The organism is Mycetocola sp. Y442 (assembly GCF_056898615.1).
Genome location: NZ_JBXHBV010000001.1, coordinates 152,223 through 177,690, shown reverse-complemented (window position 1 = coordinate 177,690; position 25,468 = coordinate 152,223). Strand labels below are relative to the sequence as shown.

At 66.4% G+C, this 25,468-nt stretch carries 25 protein-coding genes; 20 read left to right on the top strand and 5 right to left on the bottom strand.

Annotated features, from left to right (window positions below):
* Positions 1-124 precede the first annotated feature (124 nt).
* From AC1X6S_RS00855 to AC1X6S_RS00835, 5 genes are all read left to right on the top strand, one after another.
* Positions 125-955 (top strand): VOC family protein, encoded by an 831-nt coding sequence (locus AC1X6S_RS00855; protein ID WP_483403956.1) that lies wholly within the window; start codon positions 125-127, stop codon positions 953-955.
* Positions 956-983: 28 nt separating this feature from the next.
* On the top strand, positions 984-1,742 hold the full coding sequence (locus AC1X6S_RS00850) for a GH25 family lysozyme (RefSeq protein WP_483403955.1): 759 nt from the start codon (positions 984-986) through the stop codon (positions 1,740-1,742).
* Positions 1,743-1,867: 125 nt separating this feature from the next.
* Positions 1,868-2,938 carry an NYN domain-containing protein gene (locus tag AC1X6S_RS00845; protein ID WP_483403954.1) on the top strand — a complete coding sequence of 357 codons (1,071 nt, stop codon included), beginning with the start codon at positions 1,868-1,870 and terminating at the stop codon, positions 2,936-2,938.
* Positions 2,939-3,012: 74 nt separating this feature from the next.
* A complete protein-coding gene (locus AC1X6S_RS00840) occupies positions 3,013-3,567 on the top strand; it encodes a hypothetical protein (protein WP_483403953.1) in 555 nt (184 codons plus the stop codon).
* A gap of 56 nt (positions 3,568-3,623) precedes the next feature.
* Positions 3,624-4,457: a class II glutamine amidotransferase gene (locus AC1X6S_RS00835; RefSeq protein WP_483403952.1), complete on the top strand. Its 834-nt coding sequence runs from the start codon at positions 3,624-3,626 to the stop codon at positions 4,455-4,457.
* Positions 4,458-4,459: 2 nt separating this feature from the next.
* Here the strand turns inward: AC1X6S_RS00835 and AC1X6S_RS00830 are convergent, their stop codons facing one another.
* Entirely contained in the window at positions 4,460-4,924 is a 465-nt protein-coding gene (locus AC1X6S_RS00830; RefSeq protein WP_483403951.1) for a MarR family winged helix-turn-helix transcriptional regulator, read from the bottom strand.
* Between the two features lie 164 nt (positions 4,925-5,088).
* On the opposite strand from AC1X6S_RS00830, the gene AC1X6S_RS00825 reads away from it, so the two are divergent.
* On the top strand, positions 5,089-6,120 hold the full coding sequence (locus tag AC1X6S_RS00825; protein WP_483403950.1) for a S66 family peptidase: 1,032 nt from the start codon (positions 5,089-5,091) through the stop codon (positions 6,118-6,120).
* Positions 6,121-6,130: 10 nt separating this feature from the next.
* Here AC1X6S_RS00825 and AC1X6S_RS00820 read toward each other — a convergent pair whose 3' ends face one another.
* Positions 6,131-6,844 (bottom strand): M23 family metallopeptidase, encoded by a 714-nt coding sequence (locus AC1X6S_RS00820; protein ID WP_483403949.1) that lies wholly within the window; start codon positions 6,842-6,844, stop codon positions 6,131-6,133.
* Positions 6,845-7,159: 315 nt separating this feature from the next.
* On the opposite strand from AC1X6S_RS00820, the gene AC1X6S_RS00815 reads away from it, so the two are divergent.
* The gene (locus AC1X6S_RS00815) at positions 7,160-7,924 is read left to right on the top strand and encodes an SDR family oxidoreductase (protein ID WP_483403948.1); all 765 of its coding nucleotides are present in this window, start codon (positions 7,160-7,162) and stop codon (positions 7,922-7,924) included.
* A 2-nt stretch (positions 7,925-7,926) separates the two neighbouring features.
* Here AC1X6S_RS00815 and AC1X6S_RS00810 read toward each other — a convergent pair whose 3' ends face one another.
* Complete coding sequence (locus AC1X6S_RS00810) at positions 7,927-8,862, bottom strand: pseudouridine synthase (RefSeq protein ID WP_483403947.1); 936 nt, start codon at positions 8,860-8,862, stop codon at positions 7,927-7,929.
* A 167-nt stretch (positions 8,863-9,029) separates the two neighbouring features.
* Between AC1X6S_RS00810 and AC1X6S_RS00805 the strand changes: the two genes are divergently transcribed.
* The 4 genes from AC1X6S_RS00805 (at position 9,030) to AC1X6S_RS00790 (ending at position 13,283) form a co-directional block, all read left to right on the top strand.
* Positions 9,030-9,629 carry a M23 family metallopeptidase gene (locus AC1X6S_RS00805; protein WP_483403946.1) on the top strand — a complete coding sequence of 200 codons (600 nt, stop codon included), beginning with the start codon at positions 9,030-9,032 and terminating at the stop codon, positions 9,627-9,629.
* A gap of 193 nt (positions 9,630-9,822) precedes the next feature.
* Positions 9,823-10,818 (top strand): helix-turn-helix transcriptional regulator, encoded by a 996-nt coding sequence (locus AC1X6S_RS00800; RefSeq protein ID WP_483403945.1) that lies wholly within the window; start codon positions 9,823-9,825, stop codon positions 10,816-10,818.
* A gap of 128 nt (positions 10,819-10,946) precedes the next feature.
* Entirely contained in the window at positions 10,947-11,801 is an 855-nt protein-coding gene (locus tag AC1X6S_RS00795) for an alpha/beta hydrolase (protein ID WP_483403944.1), read from the top strand.
* Between the two features lie 48 nt (positions 11,802-11,849).
* Entirely contained in the window at positions 11,850-13,283 is a 1,434-nt protein-coding gene (locus tag AC1X6S_RS00790) for a serine hydrolase domain-containing protein (protein ID WP_483403943.1), read from the top strand.
* A 6-nt stretch (positions 13,284-13,289) separates the two neighbouring features.
* On the opposite strand, the gene AC1X6S_RS00785 is transcribed toward AC1X6S_RS00790, so the two are convergent.
* Complete coding sequence (locus tag AC1X6S_RS00785; RefSeq protein ID WP_483403942.1) at positions 13,290-14,561, bottom strand: glycosyltransferase; 1,272 nt, start codon at positions 14,559-14,561, stop codon at positions 13,290-13,292.
* A gap of 213 nt (positions 14,562-14,774) precedes the next feature.
* Here AC1X6S_RS00785 and AC1X6S_RS00780 point away from each other — a divergent pair, with 213 nt between their 5' ends.
* The 9 genes from AC1X6S_RS00780 to AC1X6S_RS00740 all read left to right on the top strand — a co-directional run bounded on the left by AC1X6S_RS00780 (position 14,775) and on the right by AC1X6S_RS00740 (position 23,060).
* Positions 14,775-15,512 (top strand): SDR family oxidoreductase, encoded by a 738-nt coding sequence (locus AC1X6S_RS00780; protein ID WP_483403941.1) that lies wholly within the window; start codon positions 14,775-14,777, stop codon positions 15,510-15,512.
* 32 nt (positions 15,513-15,544) lie between these two features.
* Positions 15,545-16,129, top strand: a complete 585-nt coding sequence (locus AC1X6S_RS00775) for a TetR/AcrR family transcriptional regulator (protein ID WP_483403940.1) — start codon at positions 15,545-15,547, stop codon at positions 16,127-16,129.
* Positions 16,122-17,132, top strand: coding sequence for an NADPH:quinone oxidoreductase family protein (locus tag AC1X6S_RS00770; protein ID WP_483403939.1), 1,011 nt, complete (start codon positions 16,122-16,124; stop codon positions 17,130-17,132). Before AC1X6S_RS00775 ends, AC1X6S_RS00770 begins: the two co-directional genes overlap by 8 nt.
* 41 nt (positions 17,133-17,173) lie before the next feature.
* Positions 17,174-17,908 carry a glucose 1-dehydrogenase gene (locus tag AC1X6S_RS00765; RefSeq protein WP_483403938.1) on the top strand — a complete coding sequence of 245 codons (735 nt, stop codon included), beginning with the start codon at positions 17,174-17,176 and terminating at the stop codon, positions 17,906-17,908.
* Between the two features lie 121 nt (positions 17,909-18,029).
* The gene (locus AC1X6S_RS00760; RefSeq protein WP_483403937.1) at positions 18,030-18,821 is read left to right on the top strand and encodes an ABC transporter ATP-binding protein; all 792 of its coding nucleotides are present in this window, start codon (positions 18,030-18,032) and stop codon (positions 18,819-18,821) included.
* Positions 18,818-19,534, top strand: a complete 717-nt coding sequence (locus AC1X6S_RS00755) for an ABC transporter ATP-binding protein (RefSeq protein ID WP_483403936.1) — start codon at positions 18,818-18,820, stop codon at positions 19,532-19,534. Before AC1X6S_RS00760 ends, AC1X6S_RS00755 begins: the two co-directional genes overlap by 4 nt.
* Complete coding sequence (locus AC1X6S_RS00750) at positions 19,534-20,412, top strand: branched-chain amino acid ABC transporter permease (protein WP_483403935.1); 879 nt, start codon at positions 19,534-19,536, stop codon at positions 20,410-20,412. Before AC1X6S_RS00755 ends, AC1X6S_RS00750 begins: the two co-directional genes overlap by 1 nt.
* Positions 20,413-20,420: 8 nt before the next feature.
* Positions 20,421-21,743 carry a branched-chain amino acid ABC transporter permease gene (locus AC1X6S_RS00745; RefSeq protein WP_483403934.1) on the top strand — a complete coding sequence of 441 codons (1,323 nt, stop codon included), beginning with the start codon at positions 20,421-20,423 and terminating at the stop codon, positions 21,741-21,743.
* A gap of 3 nt (positions 21,744-21,746) precedes the next feature.
* On the top strand, positions 21,747-23,060 hold the full coding sequence (locus tag AC1X6S_RS00740) for an ABC transporter substrate-binding protein (RefSeq protein ID WP_483403933.1): 1,314 nt from the start codon (positions 21,747-21,749) through the stop codon (positions 23,058-23,060).
* Between the two features lie 821 nt (positions 23,061-23,881).
* Here AC1X6S_RS00740 and AC1X6S_RS00735 read toward each other — a convergent pair.
* Positions 23,882-25,468: an AMP-binding protein gene (locus AC1X6S_RS00735; RefSeq protein WP_483403932.1), complete on the bottom strand. Its 1,587-nt coding sequence runs from the start codon at positions 25,466-25,468 to the stop codon at positions 23,882-23,884.

Genomic DNA, 25,468 nt, shown 5'->3' with positions numbered 1-25,468 from the left:
CCGCCCTCCACTCGACCCGTCGAGTGGAGGGCGGTTTTTCGTGAACCTGTTCGCGCTCGGGGAAGAGGACTAGCCTGACCCGTGCGACGCGTGCGAAGCGAGTCGCAGCGACGAAGGAGAGCCGATGACGACAGTTCCGCGAACCTATCCGCACGGTGTGCCCTGCTGGGTCGACACAGAACAGCAGGACCCGACGATGGCGAGTGTGTTCTATGGCGAACTTTTCGGGTGGACCTTCACCAACGCGATGCCTCCTGGTGCGCCGGCGCAATACCTGATCGCCCATCTCGACGGCGACGACGTTGCGGCCATCGGCACCGGCTCGGGAACCGCCGTGTGGAACACCTACATCGCGGTAACGGATGCTGACGCCACGGCGGACTCGGTGCTCGCGAACGGTGGGACTGTGCTGTCGGCCCCAGCCGACGCAGGACCCGGTGGCCGCGCTGCTATCTGCGCCGACCCGCAGGGCGCCGAGTTCCGCCTCTGGCAGCCGTACCGGCGGCTGGGCGCCCAGGTGGTGAATACTCCCGGCGCCTGGAATTTCAGCGACCTCCGCACAACCGACACGGACGCGGCATCCGCCTTTTACACGGGCGTCTTCGGCTGGACATACGCGGACCTCGGCCCCGAGCTCGACGCGATGATCAGTGTGCCGGGTTATGGCAACCACCTTGCCTCGACAGCAGACCCCGACATCTACGTCAGGCAGGCGGATGTCCCCGACGGCTTCGCCGACGTCATAGGCGCGTTGCAGCCGGCATCCGACTCTGAACTCCCGCACTGGCGGGTGACATTCAGGGTGGACAACCGCGATGAAAGCGTTGAGCTTGCCGAGAAACTCGGTGCAACGGTGTTGAGAAACTGGGAGTCCGAATGGGCCGCGCTCACCACTATCCGTGACCCGCAAGGGGGTGAACTGACCCTGAGCGAGTTCCGCCCGCCGGACGCGTGACGCGCTGACCTTCTGTAAGACTGTGGCCGTGCCCACAAAATCCGCGTCACGCACCACCCGCCGACGACGTGTCCTCCTTGCCGCTGCAACCGTCGGCGTCATCGTCGCAGTGGTCGCAGCCCTGATCGCCACCGGCGTGATCTGGCCCAACCGCGTCGCCGCCGCCGGGTACGAGACGCGTGGGGTCGATGTCTCCGTCTACCAGGGTGACATCGACTGGACGGTGCTCGGCAGCGAAGACATCGACTTCGCGATCATCAAATCAACAGAGGGATCAGGGTCGCAGGATTCCCAGTTCGCCGCGAACTGGGCGGGAGCACGAGACACCGATCTCATCGTCGGCGCCTACCACTTCATGAGCTTCGAGAGCGCGGGTGAAACTCAGGCGGAGAACGTCATCAACACGGTGCCTGTGGAACCCGGAACGCTCCCCGTCACCGTCGATCTCGAATACTATGGCGACTTCTACGACAATCCACCAAGCCGGAGCCACGTCAAGAGCATCCTCGACCCGCTTCTCGCGGCACTCGAGGCGCACTACGGCGCTCCACCGATCATCTACGCAACGCAAAAGGCATACGACAGGTATCTCGTCGACGCCTACCAGGACAACCCGATCTGGATCAGGTCGATCGCAGAAGAGCCGACTCTCCCCGACGACCGGGACTGGACGTTCTGGCAGTACTCCAACCGTGACCGCCTGCCCGGCTACGACGGTGAGGAGGAATTCATCGACATGAACGTCTTCGATGGAACCGTGGACGAGCTGCGTGCTCTGACCCACTGAGAGCGCATATCCGCCCCCTCCTCGAGGTGGTGACCCGGGCGCATCCTGCCCCCTCTTTTGGCGCGCCACCCCCTCAGCGTCCAGACTGGTTACACACCCCGATTTATTGAGAAGAGTTTTTCCCCATGCCTGAACCCGTCGACTCTCGCGTCGCCGTCTATATCGACTTCGACAACATAGTGATCTCGCGGTACGACCAGGTGCACGGCCGCGGCCAGTTCATGCGCGATCGTGCCCGCGGTTTCAGCCCCGCAGACCGGCAGGCCGACCCCGAAGCGGCCGAGAAGCTCGCTCTGGCAACCGTCGACGTCGGCGCCATCATCGACTTCGCCTCATCCTTCGGCACCCTCGTGCTGACGCGCGCGTACGCGGACTGGTCAGCGCCGGTCAACGCCGACTACCGCGGCCAGCTGGTCAACCGTGCTGTCGACCTCGTCCAGCTGTTCCCCGCGGCCGCATACGCGAAAAATGGCGCAGACATCCGCCTCGCCGTGGACACGGTCGAGGACATGTTCCGCCTTCCCGACCTCACGCACGTGATCATCGTCGCCGGTGACTCGGACTACATCCCGCTCGCCCAGCGCTGCAAGCGCCTCGGCCGGTACGTTGTCGGCATCGGCGTCGCCGGGTCGACAAGCCGCTCGCTCGCCGCCGCGTGTGACGAGTTCGCGACCTATGACGCGCTCCCCGGCATCAAGGCACTCCCCGCGACCCCGGTCGTGGAGAAGAAGGCGCCCGAAACAGCTGCGCCAGAGAAACGACCGTCACGGTCGAAAAAGACGCCGACGGATGCCGTGGCGGAAGAACCAGCGAAGGACGCCGCTCCCGCGACGGCTCTGGTCTTCTCCGGCCCCGACATTGCTGCGGCACCGCCTCGGCGCCGCGCATCGAGACGCGCCGCCTCCCCTGACCCGATCGTCGAGGACGAGCCCGAGGACGAGCCGGACCCCCAGGAGGTCGCAACGGGTCTTCTCGAGCGGGCCCTGCGGCTCGGTCACGAGAAGGACGACGCCGACTGGCTGCACAGTTCAAACGTGAAGACCCAGATGAAGCGCATGGACCCGTCGTTCAGCGAGAAGGCCCTCGGGTACCGTTCGTTCTCCGATTTCGTGAAGTCACGGGACTCCATCGCCGAGATCGATGAGTCGAACACGGCGAGGCTCGTCCGACTCCTGCCCGCGCTCGCGGACAACTAGGCAGGGGCGGGCGGGCTCCGGCACGGCCCGCAGCCTCTCTGGCGCGGTTCGCCGACGTCCAGTAGCTTCGGGCCATGACATCCGAAACCATGCGCCACCGGCCGCGCCGGGGCATCGCGGACTGGCTCGACCCACGACGGGCGTTCTGGCTGGGCATCGTCCTGATCCTCAGCGGCGTTTATGGCTCGTGGGCTGTCGCGGTGGCCGCCTCGTCTCTGGGCGGTCAGGAGCTCGCCGTGAGCTGGCCCGTGATGTCGCTCATCGCACTGTTGAACCTTTTCATATCGCTCGGCGCCGGGTTCCTTGTCGCCGCGATCGTCGGGCGAGTCGTCCCAGCGCGCGAGCGAGTGTCGCCCGGCACAGAAGCGGGCACTGGTGTCGAACCGGACGAATTGCGCCTCCCACCCAGGCTGAGTCCGCGTGTCGCGGTGCTCCTCGGCCTCGGGTTGATCCTCATCGGGGTCATCGACCGGAACCTCTACTTCGTCCAGTTCGTGCCGGACAACCCGGGCGTCGAGAGAGATGTTCTCTCGGTTGTGCTGCCGCTGGTGTCGGCGCTCCCCGCGATCGGGTGTGCGCTGGTCCCAGGTGGGTGGCTTCTTGCCCGGTTCACGGCGCTACGCCGGTGAGAGAATGGCCGCCTGCTTGACGGATCCAGTGGTGCCGAAACGAGAGCGAGAACCCCATGTGTCGTTGGCTTGCGTATTCCGGTTCACCGGTGATGCTTGAAGACCTGCTCTACAAGCCGGCCAATTCACTCATCATTCAAAGTAAGCGCTCGACGCTCGGCGTCGAATCCGTCAACGGTGATGGATTCGGCATCGGCTGGTACGGCCGAGGAGCCACACCCGGAATCGTTCACAGCATGGAGCCGGCGTGGAACGACCGCAACCTCCGGGAACTGTCAGCGCAGACATCCACCGGTCGCTTTTTCGCGCACGTTCGCGCATCAACGGGCACACCGATCCAGCAGACGAACTGTCATCCGTTCAGGCATGACAAGTGGTTGTGGATGCACAACGGTTCGATCGCGAACTTCCACTCGGTCAAGCGGGACCTGGTTATGACTGTTGACCCGTCGCTGTATCCGGAGATCGAGGGGTCGACGGACTCCGAGGTGTTCTTCTTCCTCGCTCTCACCTTCGGCCTCGAACAGAATCCGCGGCTGGCCGTTGCCCGAGCGGTCAGCCTCATCGAGGAGACCGGTCGGCGCCACGGGATCCCGTTTCCTCTTCAGATGACCGTGGCCACGACCGACGGCGACACCACCTGGGCGTTTCGTTACTCCAGTGAGAGGTTGTCGCGGTCACTGTTTCACAGCACAGAGATTTCCACTCTCCGCCACCAGTACCCCGACAACCCTGTGCTTCACGAACTCTCCGACGATGCGCGGCTCATCGTGTCAGAGCCCTTCGGGGACCTCCGCGGCGCGTGGCAGGAAATCCCTGAGTCGTCCTGTGTCACCGTGCAGGGTGGCGAGGCAGTAGTGCACGATTTCGCGCCGACACCCGAGCGTTAGTTTTACTTGCTGAGGATCTCGGCGAGGCGCCGAAGAGCGGGAAGGCTCGACTGGACCTGCTCGAGTTCCTGGGCGGAGAGTTGTGATGCGGCGTTGCCAAGGGCATCAGACCACGCCGTCTCGAGGAGGGTCTTGATCCCGAGCGATTCCTCGGTCGGATACAACGCGACGTACCGTTTGTCCGCGGGGTTGTGCTTGCGGATGATCAAGCCCCTGACGACGAGTTCCTTCAGCTGGGTGCTCACGTTGCTGAGCTGCCGACCCAGCCGGGAGGCGAGATCGGCGACGGTGATTCCCGGATTGCTCTCGATGACCCGCACGATGTCGAAAGCGCCATTGGACAGCGCCGGAACGCCGGTGCCCTCGTGCGACTTCCGCCGTACATCGGCGGAGATGTCCATGAGCGCAACGGCGAGCTCACGGGGGTCGAGGGTCGTGGCTTCAGCTGCGGCTGGGGCGTTTTCCATGGCTTCAGCCTAGGGTGCCCGCCGCCACTCTTTGGCGCGCGCCGTCAACGCACCGTGAGGGCGCTCTCTCCGACTCCCCCGCAGCGCCGGACGCAGCGCCTACGAACGGCGAGAGCGGCCGCCAGCGCAGGCATCCCGCGACCGAACTATGGCATTCTGGCCCGATGCATCCTGTCTTCCCCGCCCCTCTCCAGCCCGGCGACCTCATCGGGGTGACGGCACCGTCGAGCGGTGTCGGTGAGAGAGAACGGGGGCGACTGGAGTTCGCGATCCAGTGGCTTCGCGACAGGGGTTTTCGGGTCGAGGTCGGCGAGTGCATGGACGGGACCGGGCATATCAGCGCACCGGCATCCGCTCGCGCCACAGAACTGATGGGGATGCTGCTCGATCCAGCGATTCGCGCGGTCATCCCGCCGTGGGGCGGCGAAACAGCGATCGACCTGCTGCCCCTGCTCGACTTCGACGCGCTGGCCGCCGCGGAGCCGACCTGGTTCGTGGGTTATTCAGACGTGTCGACGCTCCTCACTCCTCTCACCCTTCTCTCGGGCTGGGCGACGATCCACGGCCCCAACCTCATGGACACTCCGTATGAGCTTCCCGAGAGCCTCGCGAGCTGGCTCGACATCGCGATGGCGCCGGTCGGAGCGGTGATTCGTCAGTCCCCCGCGAACGTACACCGCGCGAACGACCACGACGACTGGTTTGCGCAGCCCGACGTGACCAGGCACAGCTGGACGGGCACCGGGACCTGGCGCCGCCTCGACGCCGGTATCGAACCGGTGGATGCCGTCGGCCGGCTGATCGGCGGATGTATCGAAACGCTCGCGAACGTCGTGGGCACGCCGTTCGGCTCGACAGCGCCTCTCCGAGGCGCCTCGGGCCAGGAGCCGACCCTCGTATACCTCGAGGCAGCCGGGGACAACGCGTTCGATATCTGCAGGAACCTGCACGGAATGCGTCTTGCAGGATTCTTTGACGGAGCATCCGCAATTCTCATCGGTCGCACCGCGGCACCGGACATGGACTCGCTCAGCCAGGATGAGGCAGTCCTTGACGCCCTGGGTTCGCTCGGCGTACCGATTGTCGCCGACATCGAGTGCGGCCACGTCCCGCCCCAGATGAGTCTGGTGAACGGCGCCCTCGCGAGGGTCGTGCACAGCGAGGCCGAGAGCTACCTGGAGCAGCGCATCGGCTGATGCCTGCCCGTCAGTCCTGCCGTGTCGCGGTGGATTCGACGACCGACTCCTCACCCGGCACCCCGAAGGCGCGCGAACGAAACCCCCGGGTTCGAAGCATCTGCTCGCTGAAGTCGCGAAACACGATGGGGATGCCGCGGGCGACCGACAGGTCGGCGCTGTCCATGGCCTGGACGTGCACGTGGGGCTGGGTCGAGTTACCGGAGTTTCCGCACTCGGCGAGCTGCTGCCCCACGGACACCTGATCGCCGACGTCGACCCGGAACGAGTGCCGCTTCAGGTGCACGAGGCCGACATACGCGTCGCGGTCGTCGAGACGGAGGATGACGTGGTTGCCGGCGATCGCTGCGATTCCCTGCTGAAGCCTGTCGCGCTGGCCGAGCAGGTACGGCACGAGAGTGAGTGGCGAACGGCGAGCCTCGTGGTCGGGCTCTCCGTCGTGACGGGCAACCACTGTGCCGTCACACGGCGCGAGGATCGGTCTGCCGAAGGAAAAGAATGCCTCAGGTGGCTCGGTGCCAATCAGAGCATTCCAGCCGGATCGCTCCGCGGTGCGGCGGCGAGCGTCGACCCCGACATAGTCGATCGCGTATCTCTCTCCGAGCAGGTCGGTCCCGTGACTCGGTACTCGCCTGGCCGGGCTGTTCTGGACCAGCCACGGGCCGGCAAAAGGGAGCGTGAGCGTGATCGGCTCCGCGTCGATGCCCGGCTGCGCTGCCATCATCGCTGCAGTCTAGTTCGGGAGCCGGGGTCGAGCGCCCCTCGGCATCGAGCGCTCCAGTTCCATGCCCGCGCTACAGAAGCTTGTGCAGCGCGAGCATGGATGTGCAGCGCTCGGCGATCCGGCCCAACCGCTCACCCCACCGCGACTACTGGTCGAGCGGCGACCCGCTGCGGTGTGCACTTTCGTCACAACAGTGGGGACGGCATCGAGCGCTCCAGATCCATGCCCGCGCTACAGAAGCTTGTGCAGCGCGAGCATGGATGTGCAGCGCTCGGCGATCCGGCGCAGCCGCTCACCTTCCGCTACGTTGGCAGCATGTCAGACCAGACCAACCAGCCGCGCGTCGCCTGCATTACCGGGGTCGGGCGCAGAAACGGAATCGCACGGGCGATCGCGCTCCGCCTGGCGCACGACGGATTCGATATCGCGTTCAACTACTGGACACCATACGAACAGCGGATGTCGCTGGGCGGCTCGCCGGCCGATCCGACCGATATCGCGGATGAGCTCCGCGCGACGGGCAGGCGAGTGCTTCCGATCGAGGCGGACCTCGCGCACCCCAGCGGTGCCGCCTCCGTGATCGAACGGGCAGCCGCCGAGCTCGGTCCTGTTTCCACCCTCGTGCTCGCGCACTCTGAGTCGGTGGATTCGGGCATCCTGGATACGACAATCGAGAGCTTCGACCGCCACTTCGCGGTGAACACCCGCGCGGCCTGGCTCCTCATCCGTGCCCTCGCGGAACAGGTCCCGCCAACTGGCGGGTCGATCATCGCTCTCACCAGCGACCACGTCGTCGACAACATGCCGTACGGTGCCAGCAAGGGCGCGCTCGACCGGATCGTCATCGCCGCTGCCCGCGAACTGGGCGGGCTCGGCATCTCGTCGAACGTTCTCAACCCAGGGCCCATCGACACCGGCTGGATGAACGACGAGATCCGTGCGTCGGCGATCGCGCGCCAACCGACCGGCCGACTCGGCACACCGGATGACATCGCCGGCGTCGTGAGCTTCCTCGCGTCACCAGAGGGACGCTGGGTGTCCGGGCAGCTGATCAAGGCCGACGGCGGCTTCTCGGTCTGAGCTCAGACCGGCGCGCGCTCCCCAAGCAACGGCAGAGCCCGCACGCTCTCGAATGACCGCGGCCCTCCGTCGATCGGATCGGTGAAACTCAGCTCGCTCGCGAGCAACTGCAGCGGGTTCGCAAAGTCGTCCACCGACACGTCCCGAACGACCGGGTAGAGCGGGTCGCCGCTGATCGGGATCCCGAGGCTCAGCATGTGCATCCGCAGCTGGTGGGTGCGGCCGGTTCGGGGCGTGAGGCGATACACGGCCCGGTCGTCGTCGAGTGCTGTCTCGAGCTCGATCAGCGACTCCGAGTTCGCGGGCAGGTCAGCGACCGTCTCCGCCTGCATATGGCCACGGCGTTTGATCAGGTGGCTGGTCACCACGGCGGGCAGGTGCAGGTCCGACCGCACGGGGGCGAGCGCGCGATAGACCTTGCCGACATCACCGCGCTGGAACATGGTTTGATACGCCGCCCGCCAGCGCTTCTCGGTGGCGAGAATGAGCAGACCGGATGTCACCCGGTCCAGACGGTGCAGCGGTGACAGTTCTGGCAGGCCGAGTTCCGCGCGGAGCCGCACGACAACGCTCTGCTGTACGTGCCTGCCGCGCGGGATCGTCGCGAGGAACGGCGGTTTGTCGATGACGACGATCCGATCATCGCGGTGAACGACGTGGATATCTCCCGGTACGGATGCTTCCTCCCGGAGATCCCGGTGAAACCACACGAACGTATGCGGGCGATACCCATCGCTCCCGGAAACCGCGGCTCCAGACTCGTAGACAAACCGCCCGTCCGCGAGAAACGCGTCGACGTCGATGAACTCGGAGAGTCGCGCGTCAAGCCACGCGCCCATCGTCGGCCACGGGTCAGGCTGCGTCCGATCGAGATCGGCCGTGCGCATCCACGCCGGGTCAAGCCCGTGGCGCTGCGGGAGTGGTGAGCGTGGGGGCATCCACCGATGGTAACCGTCATCCCCTGTGGCTTCCTGACACGATTGACCTCCAGCCACGGGTTTCACGCACTCACAGCGATAACATCAGTGACGAAGCGCGCGCTTCACCGACATCGAGGAGAACTGTGTCAGATTCAGGTCATCACTCGCGACGCCAGCGTCCGCGTATGGTTCGGTCGTTCCTGGCGCTGTGCATCGCTGTTCCCTCGCTCGTGACTGGGCTGTCGGTTCCGGCCAACGCCGTCGACGCCGTCCAGGCGTCTGCGCCCACTGTCGTTGTGACCGCGACCGATGATTCGCAGCTCAATGCCGGTCCGGAGAGTCGCGGTGGCAACTATATGCACGACGCAAACGCAGCCTGGGTCCGTCCTGTCGCCGGAAAAATCACATCGTGGTACGGACCGCGTCCCGTGATCTGCACCCCGGGAGGGTGTTCCAGCACTTTCCACGACGGAATCGACTTCGGCTCTGCGTGCGGCACCTCGATCAAAGCGATTTCACCGGGCCGAGTGGTCGAGGCGCGGAACGCCGGCGCGTTCGGTGAGCGAGTCACCATCGACCACGGCAGTGGGCTGGAGTCAATCTATGGCCACATGCAAACCGGTTCGTTTACCGTGAAAGCCGGTCAGCTCGTCCAGGCTGGCACGATCATCGGCAAGGTGGGCATGACCGGCGTGGCCACCGGCTGCCATCTGGACCTCAAGATTCGTACAGGGGCATACACCGACCCGACGCCATTCCTCACCTTCCGCGGGATAACGCTGTAGAGCAGAGCGCGGCCGCCGCGACTCACGTCATGCACCGGCGAGAGCTTCGTCCGCCAGCGGACGGCGTTGATGGCACGCGCATCCAGGTCGGCTACTCATGGCCAGAATGCGCCACGTGCGTTACTGTCGTCGCAACAACGCCTCACGGGGCAGCGGTGCAACATCGTGACGTGATCGAGGTCGGTGAGACCGGATGGAAGAGTTCAGCGTGCGAGGGCTTGGTCTCTCTGACCGTTCGGCGCTGCTCGACGAACTGGCCCGCTCGGCGTCGGTGGCGTTTCACGCTGGCGCGCTCGAGGCGACGAAGCCCGTTCACTTCGATCACCAGACCCGGCGGTTCCGGGGCATCGAACTGACGCAGACCCACTTCAGTAACTACGTCGGCGAGCGGACCACCGCGCAGGCCCACGATTTTTCGGAGCCGCGGCTGGTTCTCACCGTGTCGACGGGACCGGTAGCCATCGCGCACGGCGATGCGTTTCACCGCAACATGCCCGGTTCCATCATCCCCATCTGGAGCCTGTCACCCTGGACGGTCATGGTCCCATCGGCGAGCCTCTTCCGCGGCTTTTCGTTGCCACTGGATGACATCGGCCTGCCGCACCTGTTTCTCCGCAACCTCGTATCCCAGGACATCGGGCACAGTCCGATGGCGTCCTTTCTCGCCAGTTACCTCGCTGACCTCTCGGCGCTTCCCCCGCTCGATCCCGACAACGAGTCGGCACTCGCCGCTCCGTCGATCGAGATCGTCCGCGCGCTTCTGACGACCGCAGCGGGCGATGAATTTCGGAGCCGCGAACCGCTGGGTCGAACGCTCGGGCTCCGGGTCATGGCGTATCTGAAGACGCACGCCACCGATCCGGACCTCACCGCCGATCGCGTAGCCGCGTATTTCGGGGTGTCCCGGCGCTATCTCTTCGCCGTCATGCGGCAGCGCGGAATCTCGATGAAAGAGTGGGTCCGCGAGGAACGCCTCGCTCGCGCGGCTGATTTGCTCGGCGAACAATCCACAGCCCATCTTTCAGTGTCAGCCATCGGACGGTTCTGCGGATTTACCGACCACTCGTCGTTTTCACGAGCCTTCCGCGGCCGATTCGGGTGTGCGCCATCCGAATGGCACCTGCTCAGCGCCCCGGAACGCGACAGCGCCCGCCTGGGACCCGACATGCGCACTGCTCAGGTGTCCTGAGGCCGACGCCGCTCCCGCCGGTGTGCACAACCGGCACAGAAAAGTGCGCGCGAAGTGAAGGCGCTCACCGGGCAACAACCGCTAGCTTCTGGGCATCCCACGCATTCGAATCCAAACGAAGGAGCGTCATGTCTGACGAACACGCCCAGCCGGTGTCACCCGGCAGAAAGCCCCCGGTCGTCCTCGTCCACGGGCTGTGGATGACGCCATCGAGCTGGAATACGTGGGCCGGACGTTATCGCGCCAGGGGCCACGAGGTGATCGTCCCGGGGTGGCCAGGAATCGACGACCGGTCTCCCGCCGATGTCCGGCGGGATCCCCGGGCGCTGGAGGGACTTGGCATCCGTAAGGCTGTAGACCACTACGACCGCATCATCCGTGAGCTCGACCAGTCGCCCATCATCATGGGCCACTCCTTCGGCGGAATCTTCATCCAGATGCTTCTCGATCGAGGCCTCGGCATTGCCGGAGTCGGCGTCGAACCGGGCCAGCCGGCCGGCGTGACGACACTCCCATTCAGCACGCTGCGGACGGGGTTCCCGATCCTCTCGAACCCGTTCCGGATCAACAAGACGAAGCCGATCAGCAAGGGCCACTTCCACTACACCTTCGGCAACGACCTGAGCCGTGCGGAATCCGATCGTGAGTGGGAAGCCAGTGCTGTCGACTCGCCGAACCGGATCTTCTTCGAGGGAGTGGCGTCGATCCCACGGCCTCGGTCTGGCATCACCCGCGTGGACTTCAGAAAGCCGGGCAGGGCTCCGCTGTTGCTCATCTCCGGTGCCATCGACCACGTCGCCCCACCGGCGATCCAGAAGGCAATGCTCAAGAAGTACGCTGCGGGGCCCTCGCTCGTCGAGCGCGTCGAATACCCCGGACGGTCCCACCGCATCGTGAGCCAGGCGGGATGGGAGGAAGTAGCGGATCACGCGATCGACTGGGCGATGAGCCACGCAACCACAACACAAGCCCAGGCATTCTGAGGCCGGAGGCGGTCATCAGTTCCCGTGAAGGGTCATACGATTGAGCCCATGCACAGCTCACTGCCGAGAAGCACTCCGTCAGCCCATTCCGTCGACGCACGAGGGATAACATCCTTCATCTCGGCGCTCGAGGCGGCCCCCGACATCGAACCGCACAGTCTCATGGTGCTGCGCGACGGCCACGTTCTCGCCGAGGGCTGGTGGGCGCCATACACGGCGGACCGACCGCACCTGCTCTACTCGCTCAGCAAGAGCTTCACGTCGACCGCGGTCGGCTTTGCCGTCGAGGAAGGCCTGCTCAGCCTCGACGACACCGTTCTCAGCCATTTCCCCGAGCTCGACGCAGAGATCACCGATCCCCGCAGCCGTTCGATGCGCATCAGGCACATCCTCTCGATGGCGAGCGGGCACCGCGAAGAAACCCTGGATCGCGCCCTCGCCATCGACCCGGTGAACATCGTGCGCGGATTCCTGCTGCTCCCTCCCGACGAGGAGCCCGGCTCGGTGTTCGCGTACAACCAGCCGTGCACGTACACCGCCGGCCTCATTGTGCAGCGCGCCACAGGCCAGTCGCTCACCGAGTACCTCAGGCCCCGGCTGTTCGATCCGCTCGGAATCGACGACACCGGCTGGATCACGGATGCCGCCGGCCACGAACTTGGCTTCAGCGGCTTCCACGCACCGACCGAAGCGATCGCGTCCCTCGGCCAGCTCTACCTGCAGCGCGGCGAGTGGAACGGAGCACATCTGATCCCCGGTGAATGGGTGGACGAGGCGACCAGGGCGCACGTGTCCAACGGTTCCAACCCGGCATCCGACTGGGAGCAGGGCTACGGCTTCCAGTTCTGGATGGCTCGCCACGGCTACCGGGGAGACGGCGCATACGGACAGTTCTGCGTGATTCTGCCCGAGCACGGGGTCGTTCTCGCGATGACCGGCCAGAGCACTGACATGCAGGGCGTTCTCGATCTGGCGTGGACTCACCTGCTGCCCGCGATCGGCCAGCCCGGCGAGGAACGCGGGAGCGAGAAAGCGGATGCCGCGCTCGACGCACAGCTGGCGACCCTCGCCATCGCCCCGGTCGAACGAGGTTCGAGCGACCAGCGGATCGACGGCGGCACGTTCACGCCGACGCTCCCCGACACCTCCTACCCCGGCCTCAAACACCTGGTCGTCGAGCCCGGCGCCACCGACACCGAGTTGCGCCTCACGTTCGTCGAGCGTGACGCCCGGCTCGAGGTCCCGGCGGGCTTCGGTGCCTGGATCACGCACGATGCGACCTCCGCAAGCGCCGGCTGGCAGCCGGGTGGCAGCATCCTGGCCGTCGATGTCATGTTCATCGATACACCGCACAGGCTGCACGTCGTACTTGACCTGGCATCCTCGACGTTCACGACGCGGTGGGAGACGGCCCCGCTACACTTCTCGCCGCTCGCGTCGATGCGCAAACCCCCCGTCGCCGTGACGACCGACGGGGGCTGAGGCGGCTCACAGCCGTCGCTCCAGTTCCTCGAGCAGCGCGCTCCCGGATGCCTCACGCGCGACATCGGCGCCAAGCCTCTTCGCGGCCTCACCGTAGGACGGTGTGCTGAGAACGTCATCGAGAGCCCGGGCTATTCGTGGAGCGGAAGCGCGGCGTGACAGCGAGATCCCGGCACCTCGCGTTGTGACTCGGATGGCGTTGTCGGCCTGGTCCCTGCCGTGGGAGAGAACGATGAGCGGCACTCCCGCAGCGAGGGCTTTGATCACCGTTCCGTGGCCGCCGTGCGTGATGACGACGTCAGCCTGGCGCAGGACCTCCTGGTGGGGTGCTGACTCGACAACCGTGACGTTGGACGCCGCAACGATGTCGTCGGGGCGCACTGCGGGGCCTGTTGTGACGAGCCCGCGCACGGGCCGCATCCCCATCGCATCGACAATTCGCTGCATGCTCCCGACGTGATTCTGGAACGTTGACGACATCGCAACGAGCACGAGCGGGCCGTCACCCGCTGGCGGAACCCACGCGTCACCCACCGCCCAGCGCGGATCATCCAGAATCGGTCCGACATAGCGCGCATTGGCCGGAAGTCGTCCCGGGAAATCAAATGACTGTGACGTCAGAATCAGGTGGCGCTGTGCCCGGCGCATTTGATCCCACGCTGTCGTTACCGGGCTCAACCCGTATTCAGCACGAAGCGCGTTGGTCCCGGCCAGGGCGTACCTGTCGAAGAGTCGAACCCCGGCGGCCGAGAAAACCCTGTCGCGTGTGCGGCCGAGAGGTCCGTGAGAAGGCGTGAGCCCCGCCCCGAACGGCGGCATCCCCTCGGCAGGAAAGGGATAGACGTTGGGAACGAGGAGGTCGAACGGAACGCCGCGGGCCTCCGCAGCAACCATCGCGCCGACCGCGAAGGCGGATGCAACGACGAGGTCGGGGTGGAGTGAATCGATCGCCGCCCCGGTATCGATGGCCTGGGCGGGCGCCGGCCCGATCATCATGTGGTCGGCCATGGCTTTGGCGAGTCCCAGCGGTGAGAGGTCCCAGTCCCGGAAGACACCGGACGGGGCCGACGCGCGGGGCAGGAAGTCGGCACCGGTGCTGTGCACCTGATCCGCGATCGACTCGCCCGCGAGCACCGTGACACTGTGCCCCCTGTCGACGAGCCGGCGAACAACCCCGAGTTCCGGTGGAACCGTGCCGCCAGCGTCGATGAGCGCGAACAGATAACGACGAGGCTGAGCACCCCGTGCGGACTCCTGCGGTTCCTCACCACCGGTCATGCCGCCATGCTAGGCACCCCGCACCGAACAGGCAACGGGGTCCCGCCGATCGAATTGCCGACGGACTCGCCACAGTGCTCGAACAATTCACGCCGGTCCTACGCCGACCGAGCCAGTAGTGTAGTCTCGCGGGTGACATACCGGCTGGTCGGTTGGTATCCGGCCCGCACCGGTACCCGCGACGCCACAGGCAGAGAACTCGAAGGAGAGCGAATGCAGAGATTCGAGGGCCGGGTTGCCCTGATCACCGGCGGCAGCCGTGGAATCGGACTGGCGATCGCCCACCGACTTGTTGCGGAGGGCGCACACGTCGTCATCACCGGTCGGAAGCAGGACGCCCTCGACGTGGCCGTCGCCGACCTGGGTGAACGGGCTTCGGCTGTCCAGGGCAAGGCGGATGACGGTGACCACCGGGCCGCAACGCTTGCGCACGTGCTGGATCGCCACGGTCGGCTCGATCACCTGGTCAACAACGCCGGCATCAACCCCGCATACGGACCGGTTCTCGAAAGCGACCCGTCGATCATCCGCAAAATCCTCGACGTCAACGTAATCGCCGCCCTCGAGTGGACCCGCGACGCTGTCGCCGTCGGACTCAGCCGGTCTGTGGTGAACCTCGCGTCGATCTCGGCGCTGGCAGCAAGTCCGGGTATCGCGTTCTACGGCGTCTCGAAGGCAGCACTCATCAACCTGACAACGCAACTCGCCTTCGAACTCGCGCCGGGCATCCGGGTCAACGCTGTGGCCCCGGCCGTCATCAAGACGGACTTTGCACGTGCGCTGTACGAGGGCAGGGAAGCAGCCGTCGCCGAGGAGTATCCACTCGGCCGGCTCGGCGAACCGGAGGATGTCGCGGGTCCTGTAGCGTTCCTCCTCTCGGAGGACGCCGCCTGGATCACCGGACAATGCGTTGTGATCGATGGCGGCGGCAGCATCCGCCCGGTTGGCTGACCATGACGAGAGAACTGACGAAGGAAAGACGGATGAGAGAAACCACAGTCGTAGACGACATCACCCGAGCGGCGGTCGAGCTCTTCGCCGCGAACGGGTACGCCAACACGTCGGTGCAGCAGGTCGTCGACAAGGCGGGTGTGACCAAGGGCGCGATGTACCACTACTTCCAGTCCAAGGACGATCTCCTCTTCGCTATCTATGAGCGCATACTCACCGAACAAAAGGCACACCTTGACGCGATCGTCGCACGCGGTGGCCCCGTCGCCGACGTGTTGCGCGCCGCCTGCATCGACGTGATCGAGACCTCGATCGACTTCCTGCCGGAGGGCACCGTCTTCTTCCGCAGCATGCACATGCTTTCCCAGCCCCGCCAGCACGAGGTCACCCGCCGTCGCCGTGCGTACAACGATGTGTTCAGCACGCTCATCGAAACCGGGCAGAAGGAGGGCATTTACCGCACAGACATTCCTCGCCCCGTTCTCATCGCCCATTTCTTCAGCGACGTGCACTACCTGTCGCACTGGTACTCCCCCGAGGGCCCCGAAGACAAAACCCTCCTGGCCCAGCAGCTCACGGATCTCTACCTCGTCAGCATTGCGGCGAACAATGCCTGACACTGAGCTCATGCGGGCGTGGAGGGTCGTCCGCCACGGAGAACCAGCGGAGGTTCTCGAACTCCACGACGTTCCGATTCCTCAACCGGCTCGAGGCGAGGTCCTGATTCGCACGCGCGCGGTCGCCGTCAACTTTCCGGACGTCCTGCTCGCTCGAGGCGAGTACCAGGTGCGCCCCGAGATTCCGTTCAGCCCTGGCATTGAGCTGTGCGGCGAGATCGTCGGCATCGGTGACGCAACGGATGCCGATGGCGACGCGTCGTTCGCGATCGGCGACCGGGTGGTTGGCACCGGCATCGGAGTACTCGCTGAATACGCGGTGCTTCCGGTCAGCGCCGTGCACCTCGCCCCCGCCAGCCTCAGCGATGAGCAGGCCGCCGGCCTCATGATCGCCTACCAGACCGCGTGGTTCGCCCTGCATCGACGTGCGGCGATCCAGCCAGGCGAGACCCTTCTGGTCCACGCCGCAGCCGGCGGCGTCGGAAGCGCTGCGGTCCAGCTCGGTGTGGCTGCAGGTGCACGGGTGATTGGCGTTGTGGGCAGCGCAGCCAAAGCGGAGTCGGCGCGTGCTGCCGGTGCCGAGGCCGTCATCGTCCGCGGCGACGAGGACTTTGTCGCCAGGGTGAACGAGATCACCGGCGGCCGCGGTGCCGACGTCGTGTTCGACCCGGTCGGCGGCGAGAGCTTCGAACGCTCGACCAAGTGCATCGGGTTCGAGGGACGAATCGTCGTCGTTGGCTTTGCGAGTGGCGCGGTACCCGAGGTGAAGGCCAACCACGCCCTCGTCAAGAACTACGGGGTGCTCGGCCTGCACTGGGCCCTGTACTCCGAGCGTCGGCCCGAGCTTGTCCGGCAGGCCCATGCCGCGCTGACGGAACTCGCCGAGACGGGCGCCATCTCCCCGCTCATCGGCGGCGTCGTCGACGTCGACGACGCACCGGCCGCGATTCAGGAGCTGGCCGGCGGGCAGACCGTCGGGCGCCTCATCATCCGTTTCGACTGACATCATCCGTTTCGACTGACCACCGACACAGGGAGCTTTCCGTGACGAACCTCGAAGGGCGGGTCGCCGTCGTCACGGGCGGATCCCGCGGGCTGGGTGCTGCGTACGTGCGCGCACTTCACGCGGCGGGCGCACGCGTGGTTATTGCCGACCTGCTCCACGACGAAGGAGTTGCACTGGCGACCGAGCTCGGCGACGGCGCGGTCTTCGAACACCTCGATGTGACGAACGAAGAGGACTGGTCCAGGGTCGTCGACTCCGCGATCGCGGCGTTCGGGTCACTCGACGTCCTCGTCAACAACGCCGGCATCGCGAACGCGGCACCGATCGAGCACTACACGACGGCGAAGTGGGATGCCGTGATCGCGGTCAACCTCACCGGGGTGTTTCTCGGCTGCCGCGCGGTCGTGCCGGCGATGAAGCGTCAGGCATCCGGATCCATCATCAATATCTCCTCGGTTGAAGGGCTGCGTGGCAGCCCCGGCCTGCACGGGTACACCGCGTCGAAGTTCGGTGTGCGCGGACTCACCAAGTCGCTCGCCGTCGAACTCGGGCCGGCTGGCATCCGTGTCAATTCGGTGCACCCTGGCCTCATCCTCACCGACATGACGACACGCATCGATCCCGAGGCGCTGTCGATTCCGCTCGGCCGCCCCGCGCTGCCCGAGGACGTCGCGGGTACCGTCGTCTTTCTCGCGAGTGACGCATCGGGCTATACGACGGGCGCCGAGTTCGTCGTCGACGGCGGCATGACCACCGCCATCGCCCACCGCTAGCCGACCGACAGACCCGGCATCGTCGTCCGCAGATGGGGGCCGGATGCTCTCGCCAAAGTTTCCATACCGGCTAGTCGGTATCTGTTGTAGAGTGACCTCATCCCGACACAAAGAGGTGCCGATGTCCACGCAACAATCTGTCCGATCGAGCGACTCACGCGACGCTGCCCCCCGCCTCGAGATCACCGAACTCACGGTGCGGTTCGGCGGCCTGACGGCCCTCGATGCCGTGTCGTTCGACGTCGGCGCCGGTGAAACCGTCGCGCTCATCGGGCCGAACGGCGCTGGCAAGACCACGGTCTTCAACTCGGTGTGCGGGCTGGTCAAACCGTCGGCGGGAAGCGTGACGATCGACGGGGTGCGTGCACCGGCGTCGCCGACCGGCCTCATCCGCCACGGGGTCGCACGCACCCTCCAGGGACTCGGTCTGTTCGGCGGCATGAGCGTTCTCGAGAACGTACTCGTTCCCCTGGCCGCGCCGGGCCGGTCGGGCTGGCAAGTCGGACCCGGGAGAACCAGCTCCGACGCCGTGACGCTCGCCACCGAGACCCTGCGTGACCTCGGCCTCGACGCCGATGCGCATCGGCCGGTCGACTCGCTGCCATACCCGGAGCGGAAGCGCGTTGCGCTGGCCCGCGCCCTCGTCACCCAGCCAAGCCTCCTGCTCCTCGATGAGCCGGCGGGTGGGCTCGGCGCCGGCGATATCGCCGATCTCTCGGCCATCGTGCGCCGGGTCGCGGCGACGGGGTGCTCGGTTTTGCTCGTCGAACACCACATGGACTTCGTGATGGCTCTCGCCGACCGGGTCGCCGTTCTCGACTTCGGTCGTGTCATCGCCTGCGGCACCCCCGGTGAGGTTCAGGCCGACCCGCGCGTCGAGGAGGCCTACCTGGGCGTTGAGGTCGCATCGTGACCGCACTGCTCGAGATCGACGCACTGTGCGCGGGCTACGGCGAACCACCGGTCCTGCGTGAGGTCAGCTTCAGCGTTCAGACCGGGGGCATCGTCGCCCTGCTCGGAGCGAACGGGGCGGGCAAGACCACGCTGCTGCGATCGATCGCCGGTCTCATTTCCCCCACGTCAGGCAGCATCCGTTTCGCCGGAGTTGACCTCGCAGCGGTTGGCGTCGAGGACCGGGTGCGGCGGGGACTCGCCCAGGTTCCTGAGGGACGGAGCATCGTGGCCGAGCTCACTGTCGACGAGAACCTTCGCCTCGGTGGGCTGTGGCGGTTTTCTCCCCGGGAACTCGGCGGGGCGGTCGACGAGATCTACGCCCTGTTTGAACCGCTCGCCCAGCGCCGCACCAGTTCGGGCCACCAGCTCTCCGGTGGAGAACGCCAGATGCTCGCGCTCGGCAGGGCCATCATCGCGAGGCCGAGGCTGCTCGTGCTCGACGAGCCATCACTCGGGCTCGCGCCGCGGGTGGTGGCTCAGATCATGACCGTGTTGCGGCGACTTCGCGACACGACCGGGCTTACCGTGCTGCTCGCCGAGCAGAACGTCGTGAGCGCACTCTCCATCGCCGACCACGGGGTCGTGCTTGGCCTCGGCACACTCGTCGCCGACCGCCCGTCCGCCGAACTCACCTCCGACGACGCCCTCCGACACGCCTACCTGGGGTTCTGATGGATCAAATCATCTTCCTGCTCGCCACGGGCCTCGCGCGCGGCGCGATCTTCGCCCTGTTCGCGCTCTCGCTCGTGCTCATCTGGCGCGCGGCGCGCATCGTCAACTTCGCGCAGGGCGCGATGGCCCTCGTCGCCACCTACATCGCCTTTGCCGTGACGGGCCTGACCGGCTCGTACTTCGCGGGGCTGGGTGCGGCGATCCTCGCCGGGCTCCTGGTCGGCTTCGCCATTGAGCGCGGCGTCATGCGGTTCGCTCCAGCGGGCCAGCCGCTCGCCGGCGTCATCATCGCCATCGGACTCGTGATGGTGCTGCAATCAGCCCTCGGCATCCTGTTCGGCCAGCAATACCGCCCGATGGATGCACCGTTCGACGAAAGCCCCATTCTGATCGGCGGTGTCGCAGTTCTGTCGCCGTACGACCTGTTCGTCCTCATCGTCGCCGTGGTTGTGATGTCGCTGCTTGGCCTGCTGTTCACGCGGACCTCGCTTGGCCTGCAACTGCGGGCATCCGCGTTCGCACCGGAGGTGTCCAGGCTGCTCGGTGTCCGGGTCTCGCGCATGCTCACGCTCGGCTGGATGCTCTCCTCGGCGGTGAGTGCGCTTGCGGCGCTGCTGCTCGTGCCGACCGAACTCGGGCTGAACCCGCACTCCACGGACATGCTGTTCGTATACGCGTTCACCGTCGCTGTGGTCGGCGGACTCGATTCGCCGGTGGGTGCGCTTCTCGGCGGCCTTGCGGTCGGCATCCTGATCACGCTCGTCACCGGCTTCCTCGGCTCGACAGTCGCGCCGATCGCGGTACTCGCGCTCCTGGTCTGCGTGCTGCTCGTGCGCCCCGGCGGCGTCTTCTCAACGGGCAAGGTGAGGGTCGCATGAAACGGATAATGGCGTCTCTCACCGGCACACCACGCGTGATCGCAGCAGGTGTGGCGCTGACGGTGCTCGCCATCGCCTGCACGTTCCTGCTCGACCCGTACCGCAACTACCAGCTGGCGCTCGTGGCTGCGTACCTCTGTGCCACCGCCGGGCTCACCCTGCTCATCGGCCTGACCGGACAGTTGTCGCTCGGCCACGCCGCGCTGATGGCGGCCGGAGGGTACGGGTACGCGCTCACCGCGAACGCGCTGACGGATGCCGGTATCGAGGGGCTCCCGCGGTTCGTCCTTGGGCTGCTCGCTGGCGTTGTTGCCGCTGGTGTCATCGGCCTGCTGCTCGGGCTCGCTGCGGCGCGGCTGCACGGACCGTACCTCGCCGGTGTCACGCTCGCGCTCGTCATCGCCCTGCCCGCCTTCACCAGCGTCTTCGTTGGGGTGTTCCGTGGCGACCAGGGAGTGCAGATCGCTTACGACGGGGTTCCCGAAGCGCTGTCGACCCTCATCGCCGTCGAGCAGTGGCAGGCCTGGGTGGCCATTTTCGTCGCTGGCGTCACGCTCACACTTCTCACGCTCGTGAGAAACGGCAAAGCAGGGCTACGGATGCGTGCGGTGCGAGACGACGAAGTGGCGGCTCGCCTCAGCGGCATCCCGGCGGGCCGGGTGAAGGTGCACGCCTTCCTCGTGAGCGCACTCGGCGCCGGCGCCGGCGGAGCCGTGTTGTGCTTCGTCACCCAGTCGGTCAGCCCCGGCGCATACACGCTGGCGTTTTCGCTCCTGCTCGTTGTCGCCGTTGTGGTCGGTGGCCTGGGCAGCATCCTTGGCGCAGCCATCGGTTCCGCCCTCATCGTTCTGCTGCCGTGGCTGGTGCAGACAGGCACAGGGGCGCTGTCGCTGCCCGGGGAACTGCAGCAGCGGCTCTCGGGCAACCTCCCGGTCCTCGTCTTCGGCGCCCTGCTCATCGTTGTGACCGCCGTCTGGCCGGGAGGCATCCGTGGGGCTCTCCGTGGGCGGAAGGCGCTCCGGGGTCGGCGGCTGGCCAGGCCGAGCGCGGCGGAGAAGCTGGCCATCCCCACCCGCGCCAGCGTTCCGGTTTCTCGGGCAGCCATCCGGGGCAGCTCCCCCGCGACTGGGTCGACAGCATCCGGACCCGCAGCATCCGGCGCAATCGCATCCGGTCGGACGTCATCCGGCGCAATCGCATCCGGTCAGAAGGCATCCGGACCCACAGCATCCGAAACCACCGACCACAGCCCGATCGACCGCAGCCCGAGTGAATCCGTCTCCACCGAACCACTCACCACCGAACCCGTCTCCACCGAATCAGAGAGGTGACCCATGTCACATCGAAGCGCACCACCACGCAGCGCACCACCACGCAGCGCACCACGCAGCGCCATTACCGTCGCAGCGGCATCCGTCATGATCATCGCGCTGAGCGGATGCAGCACCCCGGCACCGGCGGGCGAGGCCGCCAACACGCCGGGGATCACCGAAGAGACCGTGACCATCGGCACCCACCACCCGCTCACCGGGCCAGCCGCCGCGGGGTACGCCTCGATTTCCGCGGCGACGACCGCCTACTTCGAGTACCTCAACGAGCAGGGTGGAATCCACGGCCGCACCATCGAGTACGTCGTCAAGGACGACGGCTACAACCCATCGAACACCCAGAACGTCGTGCGTGAACTCGTCGAGGAGGACGAGGTCTTCGCCGTGGTGAACGGGCTCGGGACACCGACGCACACCTCGGTGCTCGACTACCTCAACCAGAAGAAGGTGCCGGACCTGTTCGTCGCCTCGGGATCCACGAGCTGGAACCAGCCCGAGAAGTACCCGTACACCTTCGCGTACAACGTCGACTACGTCGCGGAGGGCGAGGCGCTCGCTCAATACGCCGAGGATGAGTTCCCCGGCAAGAGCGTCTGCGTACTGGGCCAGGACGATGACTTCGGCACGGAGTTCACGACGGGGCTGCAGAACGTCCTCGGCGCTGACGGGCTCGCCAGCGTTCAGACGTACTCGGTGTCCAACCAGGACGTCGTCGCCCAGATCAGCGCCATGAAGGCGGCGGGTTGCGAGATCAACATGCTCGCGACCGTCAACGGTTTCACCGCCCTCGCGGTCGGTACAGCGGCGAAGCTCGGCTATGCACCGCAGTGGTTCTCGTCGTCCTCCGGCGGCGATTACCCGACCCTCGTCACCTTCCTCGGCGCAGACCTTGCCCCGAAGCTGCTGCAGGGATTTGTCAGCACCAACTACCTGCCCTTCGGCCAGGACGACGAGTGGCGCGCCCTGTTCGAGGAGATCAACGCCGAGTACAACGATGACGCTCCGTTCGACGGCAACACCGTCTACGGCATGAGTGTCGGCTACCTCTTCGCAGAGGCGCTCGCGGCCGCCGGCGAAGACCCCACGAGGGAGAGCTTGATCGAGGCCATCAGCTCGGGCGATCTCGAGGGGAACGGCGTCGTGCCCTTGTCGTTCGGCGACGACAGCCACGCGGCCTTCATGGGCGTCGGCATCACGACCGTCGACGGCGGTGTCCAGGACTTCGTCGGTTCCACCTATGTGAGTGACGGCGACGGCAAGGTCTCGAAGGACGACGTTGAACCCGTGTCGCTCAGCAACGAGGGCGTGCCTGAGGGTTAAACCGCAACAGAGAGAACGGATGCCGCGGACCTGCCAGGCCCGCGGCATCCGTTTGCCTGTGGCGGGCATCCGCCGCCGCCCCGACACTCGTCTGTCACAAATGGTTGCTAAACGCCCGTGAGCCTGCACCGTTGTTTTCGGGAGGTAATTCGCGGGGTGCGTCGACGTATCGGCGGCGGACCCGCGGTTTCTCCTCCCGAAGAGACGGTGACGGGCGGCGCCGGGCCGGCATTCGCGACGGACGAACCGCGCCCGGCACTCGGGTCCTGGGGTGTCGCCATGCGCCTGCACCGGTGTTTCGGGAGGTAATTCGCGGGGTGCGTCGACGTATCGGCGGCGGACCCGCGGTTTCTCCTCCCGAAGTGACGGTGACGGGCGGCGCCGGGCCGGCATTCGCGACGGACGACCCCGCCCGACACTCGGGCTTTGGGTGTCGCCCGTGCGCCTGCACCGGTGTTTCGGGAGGTAATTCGCCGGGAGCGTCGACGTATCGGCGGCGGACCCGCGGTTTCTCCTCCCGAAGTGACGGTGACGGGCGGTGCCGCCCCGCCGCCGTTGGTGACGGACGAACCCTCGACACACTCATCTGTCACAAATGGTTGCTAAACCCGCGCCATAAGCGCACTCTGTGACAGATGAAGGGCCGCCACCGCCCACATCCGCGACGGATGAGCCCGACCCGGCACTCATCTGTCACAGATGGTGGTTAACCCGCGCCATAACCGCACGTTGTGACAGACGAACGGCCGCCGACCGCGCGACCCGCGCCGCCGAGCGCGACGGACAAACCCCGCCCGGCGCTGACGCCTCCGCGGCCGGGCTCAGCCCTGCAGGACGGTGAACTGGTCGACGAGGTGCCGCTTCAGCACCTTGCCGCTCCCGCCGAGGGGCAGGGCGTCGACGAGGTGCACCACCCGGGGGTACTTGTACGCGGCAATGCGCTCCTTGCAGAACGCGATGAGTTCGTCGGAGTCGAGCTCCCGCCCGTCGAGCGCCACCACAGCGGCGTGCACCTCCTGGCCGTGCGTGTCGTGGGCGAGCCCGAACACCGCGGCCATCGCGACATCCGGATGCCGGGACAGCACAGCCTCGACCTCGGTGGGGTACACGTTGTAGCCGTTGCGCACGATCATGTCCTTCTTGCGGTCGACGATCGTGACGATCCCGTCCTCATATGTGCCAAGGTCGCCCGTGCGGAACCAGCCGTCGACGACCGCCTCCGCCGAGGCATCCGCTCGACCGAGGTACCCCTTGAAGAGGTTGTGGCCCCGAACGATGATCTCGCCGAGAGCACCGGGCGGCGCAAACTCGATGCGCCCCTCGACCTCGGCCTCGGCGATCGCGATGTCGACGCCCCAGAGCGCACGGCCAACGGTTCCGGGGCGAATGGGCTCGTACACACTGTTGAACGACACGGTCGGCGCCGTCTCGGTGAGGCCGTATCCCTCGTGCACCTCGGCACCGTATGCCTGCTGGAAGGCCTCGAGCACCGCAACCGGCAGCGCCGCCCCGCCCGACACCGCGTAACGGAGCGGCGGGCGCTCCCCAGTGCGGGCGGCGGCCTGGATCATGCCGACGAACATCGTCGGCACCGCAGTGAACACCGTCGCCTGGTGCGCGACGAGCAGCGCGAGTGCCTCGTCCGGGTCGAACCGCGGCAACAGGATGATCGATGCCCCGCGCCGGAAGGCGATGTTCATGACGGCGGTCTGCCCGAAGGTGTGGAACAGCGGCAGCCCGCCGAAGATCACATCATCGGTGCGCATATCGAAGGAGTCGATGAGTGAGCAGTGCACCTGCTCGACGAGGGCGAGGTGAGAACCCACCGCTCCCTTGGGCGTCCCGGTGGTCCCGCTCGTGTAGAGGATCGTTGCCGCTTCGAGCGGATTCATCGAGACAATCCGTTCGATCGGTTCGGATGCCGCGGCTTCGGCCTCGAGACGCGGTACGTCTGGCCCGCCTGCCTCGGGCGGCGGCACGAGCACCGAGACGAGCGGCACCCCGGCGGCCTCAGCAGCCGGGATCGCTTCGGCGAGCAGCGGCGCTGCGGCAACGAGCACGTCGGCCCCGCTGTCCTTCAGCACAAAAGCGATCTCCTCGGCTTTGAAGAGCAGGTGGATCGGGACAACGATGGCACCGAGCGACAGCGCAGCGTAGTACACCCGCGGAAAGTCGGGCACGTTGGGAACGAGCATCGCGACCCGGTCGCCGCGTCCGATGCCGCGGTCCCGGAGGGCGCCGGCATATGCGCGCGTCTCGTCCCACAGCTGTCCGTAGCTGATGGTGTTGCCGTAGAAGTGAATGGCGGGGCTGTCGGGCCTCCGGTTCGCGGTTTCAGAGAGGATGCTCGCGACCGAGAGCGTGCCGAAGCCGTCGCCGTCGACGGCGAGGTCTGGGTGGTGTGCCAT